Origin of the sequence: Riemerella anatipestifer, assembly GCF_035666175.1 — a bacterium.
GTDB lineage: Bacteria > Bacteroidota > Bacteroidia > Flavobacteriales > Weeksellaceae > Riemerella > Riemerella anatipestifer_D.
Genome location: NZ_CP142016.1, coordinates 2,368,245 through 2,385,725 on the forward strand (window position 1 = coordinate 2,368,245; position 17,481 = coordinate 2,385,725).

Below are 17,481 nucleotides of genomic sequence, written 5' to 3' on the forward strand. Positions count from 1 at the left end.
ACTTGAAAACGAAAAATTATTTTTGCAGGACGGCTTTACCTTTGTCAGTAGTGTTCTTTTTGGGGCAGAGTGTTTATGCTCAAAAGGATACTCTAAAAAATAAAGACATTGATGAAGTCGTGCTTACCGGATACACTAAGGTAAAGAATAGAGTGTTTACAGGGTCTGCCATTCAGGTAAAAATGAAAGATATACAACTGGATGGGATACCTGATGTTTCCAGAATGTTAGAAGGTCGTGTCGCAGGGCTGAATATTCAGAATGTAACGGGAACTTTTGGAGCGGCTCCAAGGATTAACATTCGTGGAGGAGCGTCTATCACGGGTAATGTACAACCGCTTTGGGTGGTAGATGGTGCTGTTTACGAGGATATTGTGAGTCTTACTTTAGACCAATTAGTTTCTGGAGATGCAGTTACTTTAGTAAGCTCTGCCATTGCGGGGATAAATCCTTCGGATATACAAGATATTCAGGTGCTTAAAGATGCTTCTGCAACCTCTATGTATGGTGCAAGAGCCCTTAATGGAGTTATTGTAATTAGTACAAAATCAGGGAGAAGAAATACACCAAACAAAATTTCTTACAATTACGAGCAAACTTATAGAAGCATTCCGTCTTATGCAGACTATGACTTGCTTAACTCACAAGAGACGATGTCTATCTATCGGGAAATGGAGAAAAAAGGGTATTTCTCTATGGCAAATGCTTATTATGGAAGAAGGGGAGGCGTTTATTATAGAATGTATGATGCCATCAATACCTTTAATCCTAATACCAGTACTTTTTTATTGCAAAACACCGAAGAAGCTCGTTTAGCTTTTCTTAGAACTCACGAATATGCCAATACCGATTGGTTTAAACAATTATTCAATATTACGCCAACCCAAAATCATACTATTAGTTTTTCTGGAGGTGGTAAAAATACAGCCAATTATGCTTCGTTAGGATTTTTCAATGATGCGGGTTGGTCTGTTACGGATAGGGTCAGTCGTCTTACGGCCAATTTGAGAAATACTTTTTACCTTAATGATAACCTCAAGTTGGATATTGTAACGCAAGGAAATATAAGGGAACAGAAAGCGCCAGGCACTTTTTCTCAAAGAAGAAATACCGTCATTGGTTCTTTTGAGAGAGATTTTGATATCAATCCTTTTTCTTATGCCCTTAATACTAGCCGTACATTGCGTGCCAAAGACCAGTATGGAAATTTAGAGTATTATCGGAATAACTGGGCACCATTCAATATTCTTAACGAATATCAAAATAACTATATGGATATTAAAGTTTTGGATTTGAAGGTGCAGACGGAACTTGAATATAAACTCAATAAAAAATTAACAGGGAATTTATTAGCGGTGGCTCGCCGTGCACAGACGGAGAACAAGCATTATGTTAAAGAAAATTCTAATACCATTTTGGCATTTAGAGCCAATGATAATGCGGCTGTGGGAGCAGAGAATGTATATTTATTTAAAGATGCAGACCATCCTTTGGCTCAACCGCAATTAGTATTGCCACACGGAGGAATATTCAATCAAACCACCAATACTTTAGAAAGTTACTTGGTGAGAACATCGTTAGATTATAACAATAAATGGAACGAACACGATTTAAAACTATTTGGATTTGGAGAAATTAGATATGCTGACCGAACAGTAACGCCTTTTCAAGGTTATGGAATACAGTATGATAGAGGAAATCAGGTGCGTACTTCTCCATTGGTATTTCAAAAATTAATTGCAGATAATTTAGATTATTTCGGATTGATGACAAGGCAGGATCGAGGGGTTACTTTTTCGGCTAATGCCACTTATGCCTATAAGAATAGATATGTTTTTAATGCGGTGGGTAACTATGAAGGTTCCAATATTGCAGGAAAAGGGGCAAAGACTCGTTGGTTGCCTACTTGGAATGTGGGGGCGAAATGGAATGTGGATAAGGAGCATTTTCTTGAAGATGTGGCTTGGCTTAGCACACTGGCGATTCGTTCCAGTTATGGTCTAACGGCTAAAATGAACGAAAACGCCATCAATTCTTTGGCGGTGTTCAGAAGTGGTGTTACCAATCGTTACCAAATTACCGATAGGGAAAATATACTTAATGTTTTGCATTTGGAAAACAGGGATTTAACTTGGGAAAAAATGTACGAACTCAATTTGGGGTTGGATTTGGGGATGTTCAGAAATCGCATCAATGCTACCGTAGATGTTTATTCCAGAAAATCTTTTGATTTGATTGATTTGGTGAGAACTTCTGGGATTGGCGGACAGTATTACAAATATGCTAACTTCGGAGATATGGAAACCAAAGGGATAGAACTCACGCTTAATACCACCAATATTAAAACCGAGGCATTCCAATGGAAAACCAATTTGAGTTTGAGTTATTTTAAACAGAAAATCACGAGATTGCTTAATAATCCAAATACTTTTGATTTGGTTTCTGGTACAGGACGAGGCAATGTGGTAGGCTATGCCAGAGGGTCTATTTTCTCGTTTCAGTTTCAAGGGTTAGATGGGCAAGGTTTACCCACTTTTGATTTTGGGAATTATCCGTTTCAGGGAGGCGATTTATACGCTCACATTTCGGGAGCCGACTTTGCTGACACCAATTATTCTTTGTCCTATCTAAAGTATAATGGTGCGGTAGAGCCCAACTTTACGGGTGGTTTTTCTAACTCTTTTGAATACAAAAATTTTGATATTTCGTTTTTCATCACTTTTCAAGCGGGAAATAAAATAAGACTTCAGCCGACTTACGACCCTGCTTATGGCGACCTTAATGTATTTTCAAAATATTATTATGACCGTTGGCTCAATCCAGGGGACGAATACAAAACCAATGTACCTGTAATTCCGTCTCAAGATTTAATAACCCTTATGGGGAAAGAAAATATCGAAAGAGCTTATAATACTTATAATTATTCGCAGTTGAGAATTGCGGACGGAAGTTTTATAAGAATGAAAAATATTTCCGTAGGATACAAAATTCCGCAGGAATATATCCAAAAGTGGGGAATGACTTCATTGGCGTTTAGGTTTCAAGTTACCAATCCGTTCTTAATTTATTACGATAAAAATCTAAGAGGGCAAGACCCTGAATTTTATCGTGCGGGAGGCGTAGCTACCCCGATTGCAAAACAGTATTCGGTAAGTCTCAATTTAGGATTTTAAAATCAATAGAAATGAAAAAAATAATATACTTTTTACTGGGAACGGCAATGCTTTCTTGTAACCGTTATTTAGATGAAATGCCAGATTCCCAGTTGGATATAGAAATAGATTCGGAACAAAAAGTAGAAGAGCTACTTACAGCGGCTTATCCCAGAGCCAGTTATTTCCCGTTTTTAGAACCAATGACGGATAATGTAGATGTGGTGGAAAAAGGAGTGCATACAAGGCTAAACGAGGCTTCTTTTTATTGGAGAGATTTTGAACAGGAAGATTTGGATACTCCATTGAATTATTGGAACGATTGCTACCGAGGCATTGCCCAAGCCAACCACGCATTGGACTATTTGAAACAGTTTCCCGATAAAACGGACAGAATTAAAGCCCTTTACGGAGAAGCGCTGTTGGTGAGAGCGTATCTGCACTTTATGCTCGTTAATATTTGGGCAGAGGCTTACAGTCCTAACTCTACGGCTTTGGGTATTCCTTATGTAACGCAACCTGAAAAAAAGGCATTACCAGAATATAAGAGGTTAACAGTAGCCCAAGTCTATGACAAGATAGAAGAAGATTTGCTATTGGGTTTGGCGGCAGTTGATGACCGCTATTATAAACTACCGAAGTATCATTTCAATAAAAAAGCGGGTTACGCTTTTGCTTCCAGATTTTACCTTTACAAAGGGGAATGGGATAAAGTCATTGCTTACGCTAATTATGTTTTGGAAGATAATCCATTGGCTAAAATAAGAGATTGGGCGGGCAAATATCAAACTTTTTTATCCACGCCAGAACTTATTCCTCAAGTTTACTCTTCGGCAGATGAAGAGTGTAATTTGCTGATTACCTCAACGGAATCTCGTTGGAAAAGAGAGGTATCCAAACTAAAATATGCCGTTAGCGAGAATAAAAGAAAAGAACTTTTCTCTAATTATGCTCCCAAATACTCGGCTTCGTTTTGGTACTTAACGAGAGGGAGTAATACGGGAAACCGATATGTGAATAAATTCAGAGAATTACAAAAATTCCAAGATGTAAGTGCCAATCCAAGAGAGCTTTATGTAGATAATGTTTTACTCACGACCGATGAGGTGCTCCTGAACCGTGCAGAAGCTTATACGATGAAGCAAATGTACGATTTTGCGACCAACGACATCATTACCTTTATGAAAGCCAAGTCGCAAAAAACATTCATCAAAGACGAGTTGATGGTAGCGTTTCAGTCAGGGCAAGAAAATTATACTCCTTTTTACCATCTTACCTTCTATCAAGGAGCGTTGGTAAATGCCATTGCGGAGCTAAGAAGACGAGAGTTTGTGCACGAAGGGTTGAGATGGTTTGATATTAAACGCTTTTACCTTTCTGTGAATAGAAATACAGCGGGCGAAACTTACAGCCTTGACAAAATTTTAAGAAAAGAAGATTTAAGAAAACAAATTCAAATTCCGCTTCAGGCTCAAAAATTAGGCTTGGAGGCTAACCCCAGATAAACGAAAAGATGAAAAAGATATTTTGGATATTGTCAATTATAGCAGGTTTGGTATCTTGTAATGACAGAGAGACCTTAAACTCGGAATCGGTGCTTGTGCCAGAAATTAAAAATACCGATGAATTGGATAGATGGCTTTACCAAACCTATACCCAGCCGTATAACATAGAAGTAAAATACCGCTGGGACGCCAATGTGTCGGGACTTAATAACGCGGCTACACCTCCGAGTAGAGCACAAGTGAAACCAGTGATGGAGGCGGTACATTCTCTATGGTTACAAGCCTATGAAAATATTGCTGGAACTCAATTTGTAAAGCAGTACGCCCCGAAGGAAATTTATGTTTACGGAGATAAAAACTTAGATTCGGAAGGTTATGAGCAAATGAGAAGCAATCACGCTCACGGGCAGATGCCATTATACCGAGTGAATGAGTTTTCTAAGTCCGATTCGGCAAGTGTGGTAAAGGTAATGCGTATGGCTCACCATCAGTTTGTGAAGGCTTTAATACAATCTAAACCTTTTGATAAAGAAGCGTTTTCCAAACTCAATTTCAATGCTTATAGCGAAACTTGGGGACAAACAAGTCCTAACAATCTCTACGACCTTACAAGCAGAGCATCGGACTTTGGTTATTATAGCCTATTAGCGGCAAGAGGTGGGGTAGAGGAAGATTTTGCAGAAACAGTAAGTGCTTTACTTTGCAATACCAGACAGGAGGTAGATTATATGATATACAGCTATGCGGGGTACGAAGACCCTTATGATGCTGCCGATAGAGAACGAGCCAAAAAAGCCGTAAAGACCCTCACAGAAAAAAGAGCTTTTGTGATTAAATATTTCAATGAAAATTTTGGAATTAACTTCAATAGGTTGCAGTTTGAAACCAATGTGAAATTAAAAACTTATTTAAAATAAAAATTTATGAAAAACACGATAATCGTCTTTGTAAGTTTGTTTCTATTAGTGGGAGCTTGTAGAGATAAAGATGAAACTATTTTCAAAGAAACACCTTCTCAAAGAACTCAAGAGCCTATCGCTGCATTGAGGAATGAGTTGGTTTCAGCTAAGGAAGGGTGGTGGTTTACCTATTTTCCAGATGTGGATTCTTTGCGTTTTTCAGACCCGAATAAAAATATTAAGACGAGTGATAACGCTATTGTTTTTTTAGAAAGACAATTTGGGCAAGGAGGTTATACATTCTATATGAAATTTAATGAAAAAGGAACGGTAGAAATGCTAAGCGATACCGATTATAACGCTGCAAATAACCTCAAAACAAGTGATTTTGAAGTGAAACAAAGTTCCTACACTCAACTTAGTTTTACCACTTACAACTACATACACCAACTGAATAAAAGTGATTTTCTATTTTGGAAAAAAGACAGCGAGGGCAACTTAATATTCCGTACCAACCGTTATCTGGATACCAATAGAGAATATTTGGTAATGAAGAAAGCCATACTTAACGGAAAACAAGCATCGGATAGAATGAATTTGATGTATCAAAACAAAATAAATTACGAGAGACTCTACAATCCTATTTTAACGATAAAAGATTCGGAGGGCGGTGTTTTGTTTCAAAGCAATTTACCTTATAAAAAGCAAGATGTAAAGAATAGATACCAAGCCTTTGTTAAGAACTGGCAACCTAATCTTTACAATAGTTCTTATTATTCTGGGGTGGCTTCTGGTTATGTGGCTACGCAAGAGGGGTTGTTTTTCTATCCAGGAATACAGCTTACAGACCAAACGAAATTTAGGGTTTTTACTAAAGAAGGTGAGGCTTACAAATCGGTGGTAAACGGCTACGAAGCCTTAATTACGATAAAATAAAAAATACTAATCTTATGAAAAAAATAACTTATTTGTGGAGTTTACTTGTTGTTATTTTCTTTTCGTGTAATGAAAGAGTTGCCGATTTGCCAGAAGAAGACTATCACGCTTTATTTCCAAACAAAGGTAAAATTGATAACCCCAATATAGATTATACCAATATGACTCCTACGGTCTGTGAGCCTACGGAAAACGAGCTCAGTTTTGTTTACCCAGGCGTTGATATGAGCCAAGAGCTTAGAGATTATATCGTAACACTAAAGTTTAAATACACAGAGCAGCAGACCTTTCCTTTAGGACAGAAAATGTCCCAATTTGATTTGAAATATGTGGGAGTAGATAAAAAGTTGGTGGTTTTACGAAGCTACAAAGATAATAGAGGAACACCTCCAACCATAGAAGAAGGCAAGGAATACGAAATTAAGTTTAAAGTAAAATCAGGGTATCCGCTTTATCTTTCCGTCCACGGGGGTGGGTATGATTTATTCTCCCTCAATGCGAGTATTCAAGCCAAATCGGACGATGGGATAGTGGTTTCTCCCGTTATTAAATACGAAACATCGGTTTATTCGGACGGTTTTACAGAGCTTACACCTTACTGCGAAAAAATCATTTTACCGTAGTAAAAATAACTTGATAAATGATAAAAAGTTTAATTATGAAAAATAAAATTATTTTAGCTTTAATGCTTTCTGCATTGTGCTTTACCTCTTGTTCAAGAGAAACTTCTGGAGTGGAAACGCCTTCGGTTCTTCCGCCTGTTACTAAAGAGTCTTACGAGTACAAATTTTCAAGAAACGGACTTTCCACAGTAGATTTAGAACAGGGAAAGGAAATGATAGACTTGTTTTATTTGTTGGATAACGGAATGAAAATCGCCAGTTCTCAATCCAGAAATTATTACGAAAGGAAGGGAAGTGTTTACGCTTTGAGTATGAAAGATATTACGGCAGCTTCCAGTTATTATGCCTCCAAAACAGCTTTACAAACTACCGTCCGCAACGAAATAGAGGTAATGTTTGGTGAGTTGAAAGCCATATCAGATAATAGCGGATTGGAAGCTAAAAAAGGTCAAGCAGGGTTCATTGGGTACGAAGAAGAACGAAGATATGTAGATGCTTACGGTATAGAAACGGGGCAAGTATTGCAAAAAGCACTTATGGGAGTGGCTTTGTTAGACCAAGTACTCAATCAGCATTTAGGGGAAGAAGTCCTTGGCGATGCCCAATTACAAAAAGATAACAGCAACTTAGTGATGGTTACTGGGAAGAGATACACGGCTTTAGAGCATCATTGGGATAGGGCTTATGCGTATATGGGAAGAGAAAACTCTAAGTTTACGCCATTGTTTATTGCCTATTATTTGGAGAAAGAAACTAAAGATATGCCGTTTTTGGCGGGGATAGACGAAAGAGTTTACACAGCGTTCTATAAAGGAAGAAAAGCGGTAGTGGATAAAGACTATACCGAAATGAAAAAACAAGCAGCCATTATAAGAGGTGAATTAAACAAACTCTTTGCGGCCAGAGCTATTTATTATCTTAAGAAAGGCATTCCAGATTTAAGAGAAGATGTTCGAAATGCATTTCACGGTTTGTCGGAGGCTTATGGTTTCATCTATGCCCTTAATGCTGCCAGAAAAGAAGACGGTTCGTCTTATTTATCACCAGCGGAAATCAATCGGATTTTAGCCGAATTTAAGGGAGAGCACGGTTTTTGGGACGTGGACCGCTTAGCGGCAGATGAAAAGACCAAAGGTTCACTACTTAATTTGTCCAAACAGATAGCAGATAAATTCGGATTTAAAGTCAATGAAATTTAAAAATAATCACTATCAATCTAAAAACCATTAAAAAATGAAAAAGTTTTTACTAACCGTAGGAATACTTAGCTCCTCGTTGTTATTTTCTCAAAATTTGATAACCAACCCAAGTTTGGAAGAATGGAGTAGCAGTTGCTACTTAGGAAATTGCAGATACTATCCTAAAGATTGGACGGGCAATGCCGTACAGTCTTCCGATACTCCGAAAGAAGGCACTTACAGTGCGGAGTTGGGGTATGGCAAGAATATAAAATTTGAATTGAGACGAGGGATTGAAGCAGGTCAGAAGTATATTTTGAGTTATTATGTGTATTCTGCCGGTGCAGATAGAAAAGCGGTTCACCGTTTCAGATGGCAAGACTCGGGAAGGTTGCCTTTAACGACAAGTGGAGAAGATTATGATTACACTCATTCTACTACTAATTTCGAACAATGGGAAAAGGTAGAAAAAGAATTTGTGGCACCAGCAGATGCAGCAGGATTTTACATTAACCTCAATACTTCGGGAAGTGGCTCGGAAGTCATCCGATTAGACGATTTCAAATTTTATAAGCAGGGAAGTCTGGCGACACAAGAGTGGTCTTCGCAAAAAGAAGTACAGCTCCATACCCAAGGAAAGGAACTCCAAGTTTTTACAACCAAACCCGTAACTATTAAAATATATGGCGTTGGAGGACAATTATATGTTACAAAAACGGTGAGCTCCAATGATAGGATAACTTTGTCGGCTTTACCTCACGGTATTTATTTGGTGTTGGTAGAAACAGATAAAGGGGCATTCAGTAAAAAAATAAGATTATAAAACAGTCGTAATGAATTATTTTAAACTATTTTTTTCAGCACTCTTTTGTTTGGTATTGTTTTCTTGTGGCGGTAACGATTCCCCTACGGAAAACGCAAAGGTGGACGATGGATTTGACCGAAAAGAAATGCTCAGGCATTGGGCAGATAACTTTATCATTCCCTATACGGAAAAGTTTAAAGATGAGGCGACCAATTTGGATACAAAGATTAAAGCATTTGCACAAGAGCCCAATCAGACTCATCTAACTGAGGTGAGAGAAGCACTTAATAAGACTTACGAAGCCTACCAGTATATTGGTTTTTATCGTTTGGGTAAGGCGGAAGAAGTTTCTATGAATTTTCTGTATAGGGTGAATACCTACCCTACCAATACGGAACGGATAAAACAAAATGCGAAAGACCACAACTATAATTTCCGTCAACTTTCGGAAATTCAGGGGGGTAAAATAGCCCAAGGGCTTCCTGCGATAGATTATTTGGTGAATGGCTTGGAGCCCGAAGATAACGCTATTTTAATGGAATACACTTCGGGGCAAGAGGCAGCGGCTTATAAGGCTTATTTATCGGCGTTGTCTGCGGAAATTTTAAAATCGGCTACCGAAGTTTTAGCAGATTGGAAGGGCGGTTACCGAAACAAATTTGTAGAAAATACGGATAGCAACGCTTCTGGAAGCATCAGTCTAATGGTAAATGCCTATGTGCAGTATTACGAGAAAAATCTTCGTGCAGCTAAGATAGGCTATCCGTCTGGTGTTTTAACGCCGATGTTCCTGGCACAAAGCGAAGCTCCTAAACCTCATTTGATAGAAAGCCAGTTTGCTCCCCAGTACAGTAGAGCGTACGCTCTCTTGGGAACGAAAGCAATGCTGGAATTTTTTCAAGGCAAAGGGATTAACGGTAAAAGTGGCAAGTCGCTACAACATTATATAGACTATATGGCGACCAAGAATGCTCATCACAAGACTTTATCACAAGACATTGTCCGCCAGTTTGAGGAAGCCATAAAAAATATAGAAGCTCTTAATCCCAATCTTAAAATCCAAATAACCCAAGATTTGGCTCAAATGAAAAATGCCTATTTCAGTCTTCAGCAGAATGTTTCTAAACTGAAAGTGGATATGGCACAATCGCTCAATATCACCATTTCTTATATGGATACCGATGGAGATTAAAGACTGGAAATATCAGTATTTTAAAAAGCCTGTAAGTTCTGCCGTTTTGGGGACTTATAGGCTGTTTTTCGGATTGCTAATGCTGGTAAGCATCGCTCGGTTTTTTCTGTACGGTTGGATAGAGCGTCTGTATATAGAACCTCGTTTTTTCTTTAGTTATTACGGTTTTCAGTGGGTAAAACCTCTGGGGAATTATACCTACGCTTTATTTTTGTTTGCGGGGCTAATGGCTTTTTTAGTAATGGTGGGGCGGTATTACCGAATGGCAATCGTTGGTTTTTTCCTTTCGTTTACTTACATCGAACTTATGGATAAGACTAATTATCTTAACCATTATTACTTTATCAGTATTTTGAGCTTTTTGTTGATATTTTTACCGATGAACGTGGCTTTCTCTGCCGATGCGGAAGCCAATCCCGAAAAGAAAAGAGAGTTTGTTCCAGTATGGACGATTAACGCCATTAAGTTTCTGGTAGGCTTGGTTTATTTCTATGCAGGTGTGTGTAAGCTCAATTCCGATTGGCTATTGGAAGCAATGCCGCTCAAGTTATGGTTGGCTTCAAAGTTTCATCTTCCGCTGATAGGTGGTTTGATGGATAAAACTATAACCGCCTATTTGTTCAGTTGGGCAGGAGCATTGTACGATTTGAGTATCCCTTTTTTACTATTATATCGTAAAACCAGAGGCTGGGCATTTGGGAGTGTGGTGGTTTTTCATACGCTCACTTGGTGGTTGTTTCCTATTGGTATTTTTCCTTTTGTGATGATGTTTGGAGCTACGATTTACTTTTCTTCCGAATGGCATCAGAAGTTTTGGTACAGGCTGTACTCTTGTTTCAAATGGGATTTTAAGGCTTACTTTAATGGCAAGGTTTACCAATATGCGCCGTATTTCAAGAAACCTATCTGTGGAATTTTGGTTTTATTTTTTACCGTTCAAGTGTTACTGCCTTGGCGGTATTTGCTTTATCCGGGGGAATTATTCTGGACGGAGGAGGGCTTTAGATTTTCTTGGCGGGTGATGCTGATGGAAAAAGGCGGTTATGCAGAGTTTAAAGTCTATAATCCTAAAACTAAGGAATATTACCGAGTGGAAAATTCGGATTTTCTCACCCCTACACAAGAAAAACAGATGGCATTTCAACCTGATTTTATTTTAGAATACGCCCACTTTTTAAAGGATTATTTTGAAAGGGAAAAAGGAGTAAAAAACGCCAAGGTCTATGCCGAGGTGTATGTGGCTCTCAATGGTAGGAGAAGCCAGTTGTATATTAACCCTAATGTAGATTTAACTAATGAAGAAGAATCATTTTTACCAAAGAAATGGCTATTACCTTTCAACGATGTTATTAAAGGCTTGTAACATTGCATTGCTTACCGCACCATTATTTTTGAATGCTCAACACAAAGAAAGAATCAAGGATATACAGGAGGTAGAACTGGTTAAAAGAAAGTTGGAAGCCTTTGAATCCAGAAAATTGAGGGAAGTGGAAGGCACCAGCATCTTTGCCGCTAAAAAAACGGAAGTGGTGCTAATGGATTTAAAGTTGGCTAATAAAGCCCTTAATAATCCCAGACAGGTCTTTTCCCAAGTATCGGGCGTTAATGTTTTTGATAGTAACGACGGGGGGCTTCAGCTCAACATAGGAGGGCGAGGGCTTAACCCTAACCGTTCTGCTAACTTTAACACCAGACAGAATGGGTACGATATTAGTGCCGATGTATTAGGTTATCCAGAGAGTTATTATACACCGCCTGCAGAGGCATTGGAGGAGATTCAGGTGGTGAGAGGAGCGGCTTCGTTGCAATACGGGACACAGTTCGGAGGGTTGCTTAATTTTAAACTAAAAACGCCAACTAAAACACAACCGTTGGAGCTTATCAGCAGGAATACTTATGCAAGTTTTAATACTTATACGAGTTTCAATGCTTTGAGCGGAACGGTGGGCAAGTGGTCTTATTATACCTTTTTTAATTATAAGCAAGGGGACGGATTTCAAGAAAATTCGGAATATAATGCCAGAAACTTTTATGTTCATTTAAACTATGAGATAACGCCTCAAACAAGTATCAGTACGGAGTTTACCCGTTTTAATTATTTGGCACATCAACCTGGGGGGCTTACCGATTTTCAGTTCTACCAAAATCCTTATCAAAGCAACCGAGCAAGAAATTGGTTTAAAGTGGACTGGAACCTTTGGAATGTGTCATTAAAGCATCAGTTTACCCCTCGGGCCAAATTAAGTTTAAGTGGGTTTGGCTTGGGAGCGTCCCGTTATTCTTTAGGGTATCGTCCGTCCAGAGTTGCAGATGTGGATTATGAAGGGGCTACACGGGATTTGATTACAGGAGATTTTAAGAATTGGGGAGTAGAAGCAAGGTTCCTGCAACAATATGGGAATAAAAACCATACTTTTTTGGTAGGAGGTAAATATTATAAAGCTCAAAACTCGGGGAAGCAAGGACCGGGAAGTGCTTTTTCTGGGGCAGATTTTAACTTTGACCAGACTAATAAAAACTATTTCTTTCAGTCGGATTATAGCTATCCTAACCGAAATATAGCGGTGTTTTCAGAGAATATATTTAAGTTGGGAGCTTCTTGGTCGGTAGTTCCTGGTGTGCGTTGGGAGTTTATAGATACTGGTGCAGATGGGGCGTACCAAAGGGTGATAGAAGATAATGCAGGAAATGTAATCTATAACAAACGCTTTGAAGAACAAGAGAAACGCCAAAGGAATTTCGCACTATTTGGGTTGGGTGTTTCTTATAAGCCTACCAAAGCGTTTGAATTTTACACTAACTTGTCCCAAAATTACCGCTCTGTAACCTTTAGTGATATTAGAGTAGAAAATAATTCCCAAGTGATAGACCCCAACATTAAGGACGAAACAGGCTATACGGGAGATTTGGGGATAAGAGGGAATTGGAAAAATACACTGTCTTACGACATCAATATGTTTGGATTGTGGTATAATAACAGAATAGATAATGTTTTTAGAAAAAGGGAAGGCTTGTTCTCCGATGTAGCAAAGGTACGAACTAATGTAGGAGCGGCATTTATTGCGGGGTTAGAATCGTTGGTAGACGTAAATATCAACCAACTTCTTTTAGGGAATTTGCAACATTGGAAATGGAATTTGTTTTTTAATACAGCACTCACGCATTCTCAATATGTAAAGTCTGAGATACCTGGGATTAAGGGCAACCGTGTGGAATATGTACCCAAAGTCAATTTAAAATCGGGGCTTAACTTTGGGTACCGTAACTTTTTGGGAAGCCTTTTGTTTACCTATATGTCGGAGCAATTTACCACGGCAACTAATGAACCTACGGATAAAACAGATCATCTGTGGGGGATACGAGGGAGCATACCGGCTTATAAGCTATTAGATGCCTCTTTTTCGTACTGCATCACGCCTAATCTCCGATTGGAAACAGGTGTGAATAATGTACTGAATGAAGTCTATTTTACCCGAAGAGCCACAGGGTATCCAGGGCCAGGGATTATTCCTTCCGCTCCTCGCCAATATTATTTCACTTTGGAAATGAAGCTGTAGGCGGTTGGAGATAGGTTGGTTTTATGGAAAATAATATTTTAATGAAAAAGCCGCTGTAACAAATGTTACAACGGCTTTTTCGATATTCTATTTTTAGTAGTTTATTGTTTTATGATTTTTTTGGTTATCATCTTTCCGTCCACTTTTATTGATAGGAGGTAAACTCCTTTTTTTAGGTGATTTAAGTCAATAGTTTTGCCGTGGGTATTGGATAAAATAAGCGTTCCGGAAGCGTCGTAAAGGTTTATTTCGGAAACTGTTTTCTTGGAAGTAATGTATAGAATATCTTTTACAGGGTTAGGATAAAGCGTTACATCATCGCTTGAAGAAGATAAGTTGGAGGTGGACATAGTACCGCAATCTGTATTATAGGTTACACCACTATCTTGTTGCCACGTAGAACTTACTTTTTCGCCTTCGGTAATTTTTACACAAGTTAAGTTAGGGTTATTGGTAATATCTAATCCCGAAAAATTAGCATAACTTCCGAATGCAATGTTTAGACTATTGAGGTTATTGCTTGCCAGAGATAAATTGACCAAATCTGGATTTTTACTGGCGTCTAAAGTTTCTATTTTATTATTGCTTAAATCTACACTTACAAGTTTGGGGTTCTTATCAATGCTGATATTGGTAAGGCTGTTCCCGTAGCAAGATAGGCTGGTAAGTTTTGTATTGTTATCTATGTTTAGCGAAGTTAGTTGGTTGTTATAGCCATCTAAGGTAATAAGTTCTGGGTTTTTGCTTAGGTCTATATTACTGATTTGGTTGTCGCCAAAATTTAAAATCTTTAGCTTTGTGTTTTGGCTTACGTCTAAGGAAGTTAGATTGTTATAGTAGCTGTTTAAATCCTCCAATTCTGTATTTTGACTAATATTTATGGAAGAAATATTAGACCCTTCTAAGTAAACTCTCTTTAGAGCTTTGTTTCCACTGAAGTCTATTTCTGTAAGGCTCCCTGTATTGTAGTATAATTGTATTTCTTCCACATTTTTGAAGGCTTCTAATCCCGTAAGATTGTTGATTTTTTTATCTGATAAATCCAATCTATCAGTTAGGGCTTCTGCCTCTGTTACGCTAATTTCCCCATCGCCATTTGTGTCAATTTTGGGGTAATGCTTAATGAGAGCTTGCTTGAATTCCGAATCAGGAATGTTCACATTTTGAGATAGAACTACCATATGCGATAGTACTAATCCACTAAGTAATAATTTTTTCATGTTTGCTTATTTAGATTTTGTAAAAATAAAAATAACGATAAAGAAAATCCAAATTAAATACCTACGAAAGGATATATTATGATAAATATCAGTTTTAATAAGTTCAGTAGTTTGATTGTGAATGATAGATATTATGAAGAATTCTAACGCATATAAGTTTTTTCTATATAAAACCCGTTGTGCATTATGAAATGAAAAAAACAAGAGTTGTTTATTAGACTGAAAATCAGTATATTGTTTTTGCTATAAAACGATATAAATGAACAACATAGAGCAAATATATGAAAGAATTTTGGAAGTTTTAGGACTTTTTTCAGAAAATCAACTGATTAGTTATCAGAGAAGAACACCTAAAATGAGCGATTTAGAAGTCATAAGTCTTAATATTACTGCTGAATACTTGAGTATTGATAGCGAATTACAGTTATTTAGAAAATTGCCAAACTCTCTGATAAACAAAATTGAAAGAAGTGTTTACAATAAGCGAAAACGAAGACTATCCCTACAAACAGAGCAAATTAGACAGCGTATTTCGATGGAGTTCAATGAGTTTGAAGATATTTTTATCGTTGATAGCATGCCAATGAAAGTTTGTGAAAATGCTCGTTCTACTCGTTCAAAAATTTGTAAAGAGCAATCCTATTCTTCACCAACATATGGTTATTGTGCTTCACAGAAATTATATTTCTATGGCTATAAACTACACGCAGTATGTTCTTTAAATGGTGTGATTAAGAATTTTGATATAAGCCCTGCATCCGTTCACGACATCCACTATTTAAAAGATATTGGTGAGCAAATGCGAAACTGTACTTTAATTGGAGATAGAGGCTATTTATCAGCAAAAGTTCAAATAGATTTATTTAACTATGCTAATATTAAATTAGATACACCAATGAGAAGTAATCAGAAAGATTATATTCCTCAATTTTCATTGTACAAGAAAAAGCGAAAACGAATTGAGACATTTTTCTCTCAACTTTGCGACCAATTTATGATTAAAAGAAACTATGCTAAAACTTTTGAAGGCTTTAAAACAAGGATAATCAGTAAAATAACCGCCGCAACGGTTATTCAATATATCAATAAATTTATCTTCCAAAGAAAATTAAATCATCTAAAAATCAGTATTATTTAAAATGCACAACGAGTTATATAAAATATAAAAGGATAAAAATGGAGAATTGTTCATCTTTTTTTAGGTCTGGTGAAAGCATCTTTATTATGATGAAGCAGGTTTTGTAAAGTTATGTTATATTTGTCCCAGTGATTTTAGGGGGACTAATGACCAGATTTTGCTTACTAATTGTGAAATAGATAAAGATGATACAGAAAGACAAAAGAAAGAAACAAGCTACGCTACTTAGGAATTTTAGAAAAATACATAGGATAACAGGAGCTTTACTATTTGTATTTTTCTTTTTTATATCCGTTTCGGGGCTTCTGTTGGGTTGGAAAAAGCATAGTGGTGGGTTTATTCTGTCTAAATCCTACAAAGGTACTTCCACCGAACTCAAAGACTGGCTTCCGTTGGACAGTCTGCACCGTAATGCTTGTAAAATATTGCACGATTCTATTTCGCCAGACTTATCTCTTGAGTTGGATAGGATAGATGTTCGCAAGGATAAGGGTATGGTAAAGTTTGTATTCAGTCATCATTTTTGGGGCGTTCAGCTTGATGGTTCTACGGGAAAGCTATTGCATATTGAACGGAGGCGGTCGGATTATCTTGAAAAAATCCACGATGGCTCCATTATCGACTTTTATTTGGGAACCGATGGCAGTCCGTTTAAACTGATATACACCACCGTCATGGGGATTGCTCTTTTGATATTTACGATTACAGGCTTTTGGCTTTGGTATGGTCCTAAAAGAATGAGAAAGACTGCCAGACAATAAAATCCCAACACTTATAATAAATCAAGGCTGGTTCTGTGTAAAACCAGCCTTGATTTTATCTAAAAGGAGGCTTCTAATTGGTAAAGAGGAAGCCTCCTTTTACCCGAAAAGACGCTTCCTTTTGTAATGCCTATGGATAGGGACTTTACACCGTCGGGCTTAGAGGTCAGATATACTATATATTATAACCACTTAGCTATTATCAACAGTCTGCCGAGCAAAGGTAAGTTTAGGGAGTGCCCCCGTAGCGGTATTGGGAGCGATAGCTTCCAAATAGCAGGGGGCTGTCCCGTGTCGAAGACAAACCCAACCTTTGCTCTTGAATTTTTCGTCCTTTTGTTTCAAGACAAAAGGACATACATACACTTTATCGTTTTGAAACAAACTTAACACAGTACTTCTGTTTTGCTCCCACTACCAATGCTTATACAAAGACAAGTTGAAATTACTAAACCCCACCTTTAGTTTATGTAAAAACCTGCTGTACTTTTATCCCAAACCACGGCAGGTTTTAT

13 protein-coding genes are annotated in these 17,481 nt (G+C 37.7%); 12 read left to right on the forward strand and 1 reads right to left on the reverse strand.

Annotated elements, in window-relative coordinates; genetic code table 11:
* Positions 1-2: 2 nt before the first annotated feature.
* From VIX88_RS11880 to VIX88_RS11925, 10 genes are read left to right on the forward strand one after another with little or no spacing between them, the layout of a single operon-like run.
* Positions 3-3,173, forward strand: coding sequence for a SusC/RagA family TonB-linked outer membrane protein (locus tag VIX88_RS11880; RefSeq protein WP_222535102.1), 3,171 nt, complete (start codon positions 3-5; stop codon positions 3,171-3,173).
* Between the two features lie 11 nt (positions 3,174-3,184).
* A complete protein-coding gene (locus VIX88_RS11885; RefSeq protein WP_214193902.1) occupies positions 3,185-4,657 on the forward strand; it encodes a RagB/SusD family nutrient uptake outer membrane protein in 1,473 nt (490 codons plus the stop codon).
* Between the two features lie 8 nt (positions 4,658-4,665).
* Entirely contained in the window at positions 4,666-5,574 is a 909-nt protein-coding gene (locus VIX88_RS11890; RefSeq protein WP_064964772.1) for a putative zinc-binding metallopeptidase, read from the forward strand.
* Between the two features lie 6 nt (positions 5,575-5,580).
* Positions 5,581-6,492 carry a DUF4302 domain-containing protein gene (locus VIX88_RS11895; RefSeq protein WP_004918583.1) on the forward strand — a complete coding sequence of 304 codons (912 nt, stop codon included), beginning with the start codon at positions 5,581-5,583 and terminating at the stop codon, positions 6,490-6,492.
* Between the two features lie 14 nt (positions 6,493-6,506).
* Positions 6,507-7,115, forward strand: a complete 609-nt coding sequence (locus tag VIX88_RS11900) for a hypothetical protein (RefSeq protein WP_004918581.1) — start codon at positions 6,507-6,509, stop codon at positions 7,113-7,115.
* A 17-nt stretch (positions 7,116-7,132) separates the two neighbouring features.
* Complete coding sequence (locus VIX88_RS11905; RefSeq protein ID WP_222535103.1) at positions 7,133-8,314, forward strand: DUF4856 domain-containing protein; 1,182 nt, start codon at positions 7,133-7,135, stop codon at positions 8,312-8,314.
* A 34-nt stretch (positions 8,315-8,348) separates the two neighbouring features.
* A complete protein-coding gene (locus VIX88_RS11910) occupies positions 8,349-9,116 on the forward strand; it encodes a T9SS type A sorting domain-containing protein (RefSeq protein ID WP_222535104.1) in 768 nt (255 codons plus the stop codon).
* 10 nt (positions 9,117-9,126) lie between these two features.
* Entirely contained in the window at positions 9,127-10,290 is a 1,164-nt protein-coding gene (locus VIX88_RS11915; RefSeq protein ID WP_153928631.1) for an imelysin family protein, read from the forward strand.
* The gene (locus VIX88_RS11920; RefSeq protein ID WP_013447188.1) at positions 10,280-11,653 is read left to right on the forward strand and encodes an HTTM domain-containing protein; all 1,374 of its coding nucleotides are present in this window, start codon (positions 10,280-10,282) and stop codon (positions 11,651-11,653) included. Before VIX88_RS11915 ends, VIX88_RS11920 begins: the two co-directional genes overlap by 11 nt.
* Positions 11,634-13,847, forward strand: coding sequence for a TonB-dependent receptor family protein (locus VIX88_RS11925; protein WP_109475569.1), 2,214 nt, complete (start codon positions 11,634-11,636; stop codon positions 13,845-13,847). The genes VIX88_RS11920 and VIX88_RS11925 overlap by 20 nt, the downstream gene beginning before the upstream one ends.
* Positions 13,848-13,948: 101 nt before the next feature.
* Here VIX88_RS11925 and VIX88_RS11930 read toward each other — a convergent pair whose 3' ends face one another.
* Complete coding sequence (locus tag VIX88_RS11930; protein WP_004918568.1) at positions 13,949-15,067, reverse strand: leucine-rich repeat domain-containing protein; 1,119 nt, start codon at positions 15,065-15,067, stop codon at positions 13,949-13,951.
* Positions 15,068-15,326: 259 nt separating this feature from the next.
* Between VIX88_RS11930 and VIX88_RS11935 the strand changes: the two genes are divergently transcribed.
* Together VIX88_RS11935 and VIX88_RS11940 are read left to right on the forward strand one after the other, a co-directional pair.
* A complete protein-coding gene (locus tag VIX88_RS11935) occupies positions 15,327-16,205 on the forward strand; it encodes an IS982-like element ISRa1 family transposase (RefSeq protein ID WP_127919822.1) in 879 nt (292 codons plus the stop codon).
* 185 nt (positions 16,206-16,390) lie between these two features.
* On the forward strand, positions 16,391-16,966 hold the full coding sequence (locus VIX88_RS11940; protein WP_014937180.1) for a PepSY domain-containing protein: 576 nt from the start codon (positions 16,391-16,393) through the stop codon (positions 16,964-16,966).
* The last annotated feature ends 515 nt before the right edge of the window (positions 16,967-17,481 follow it).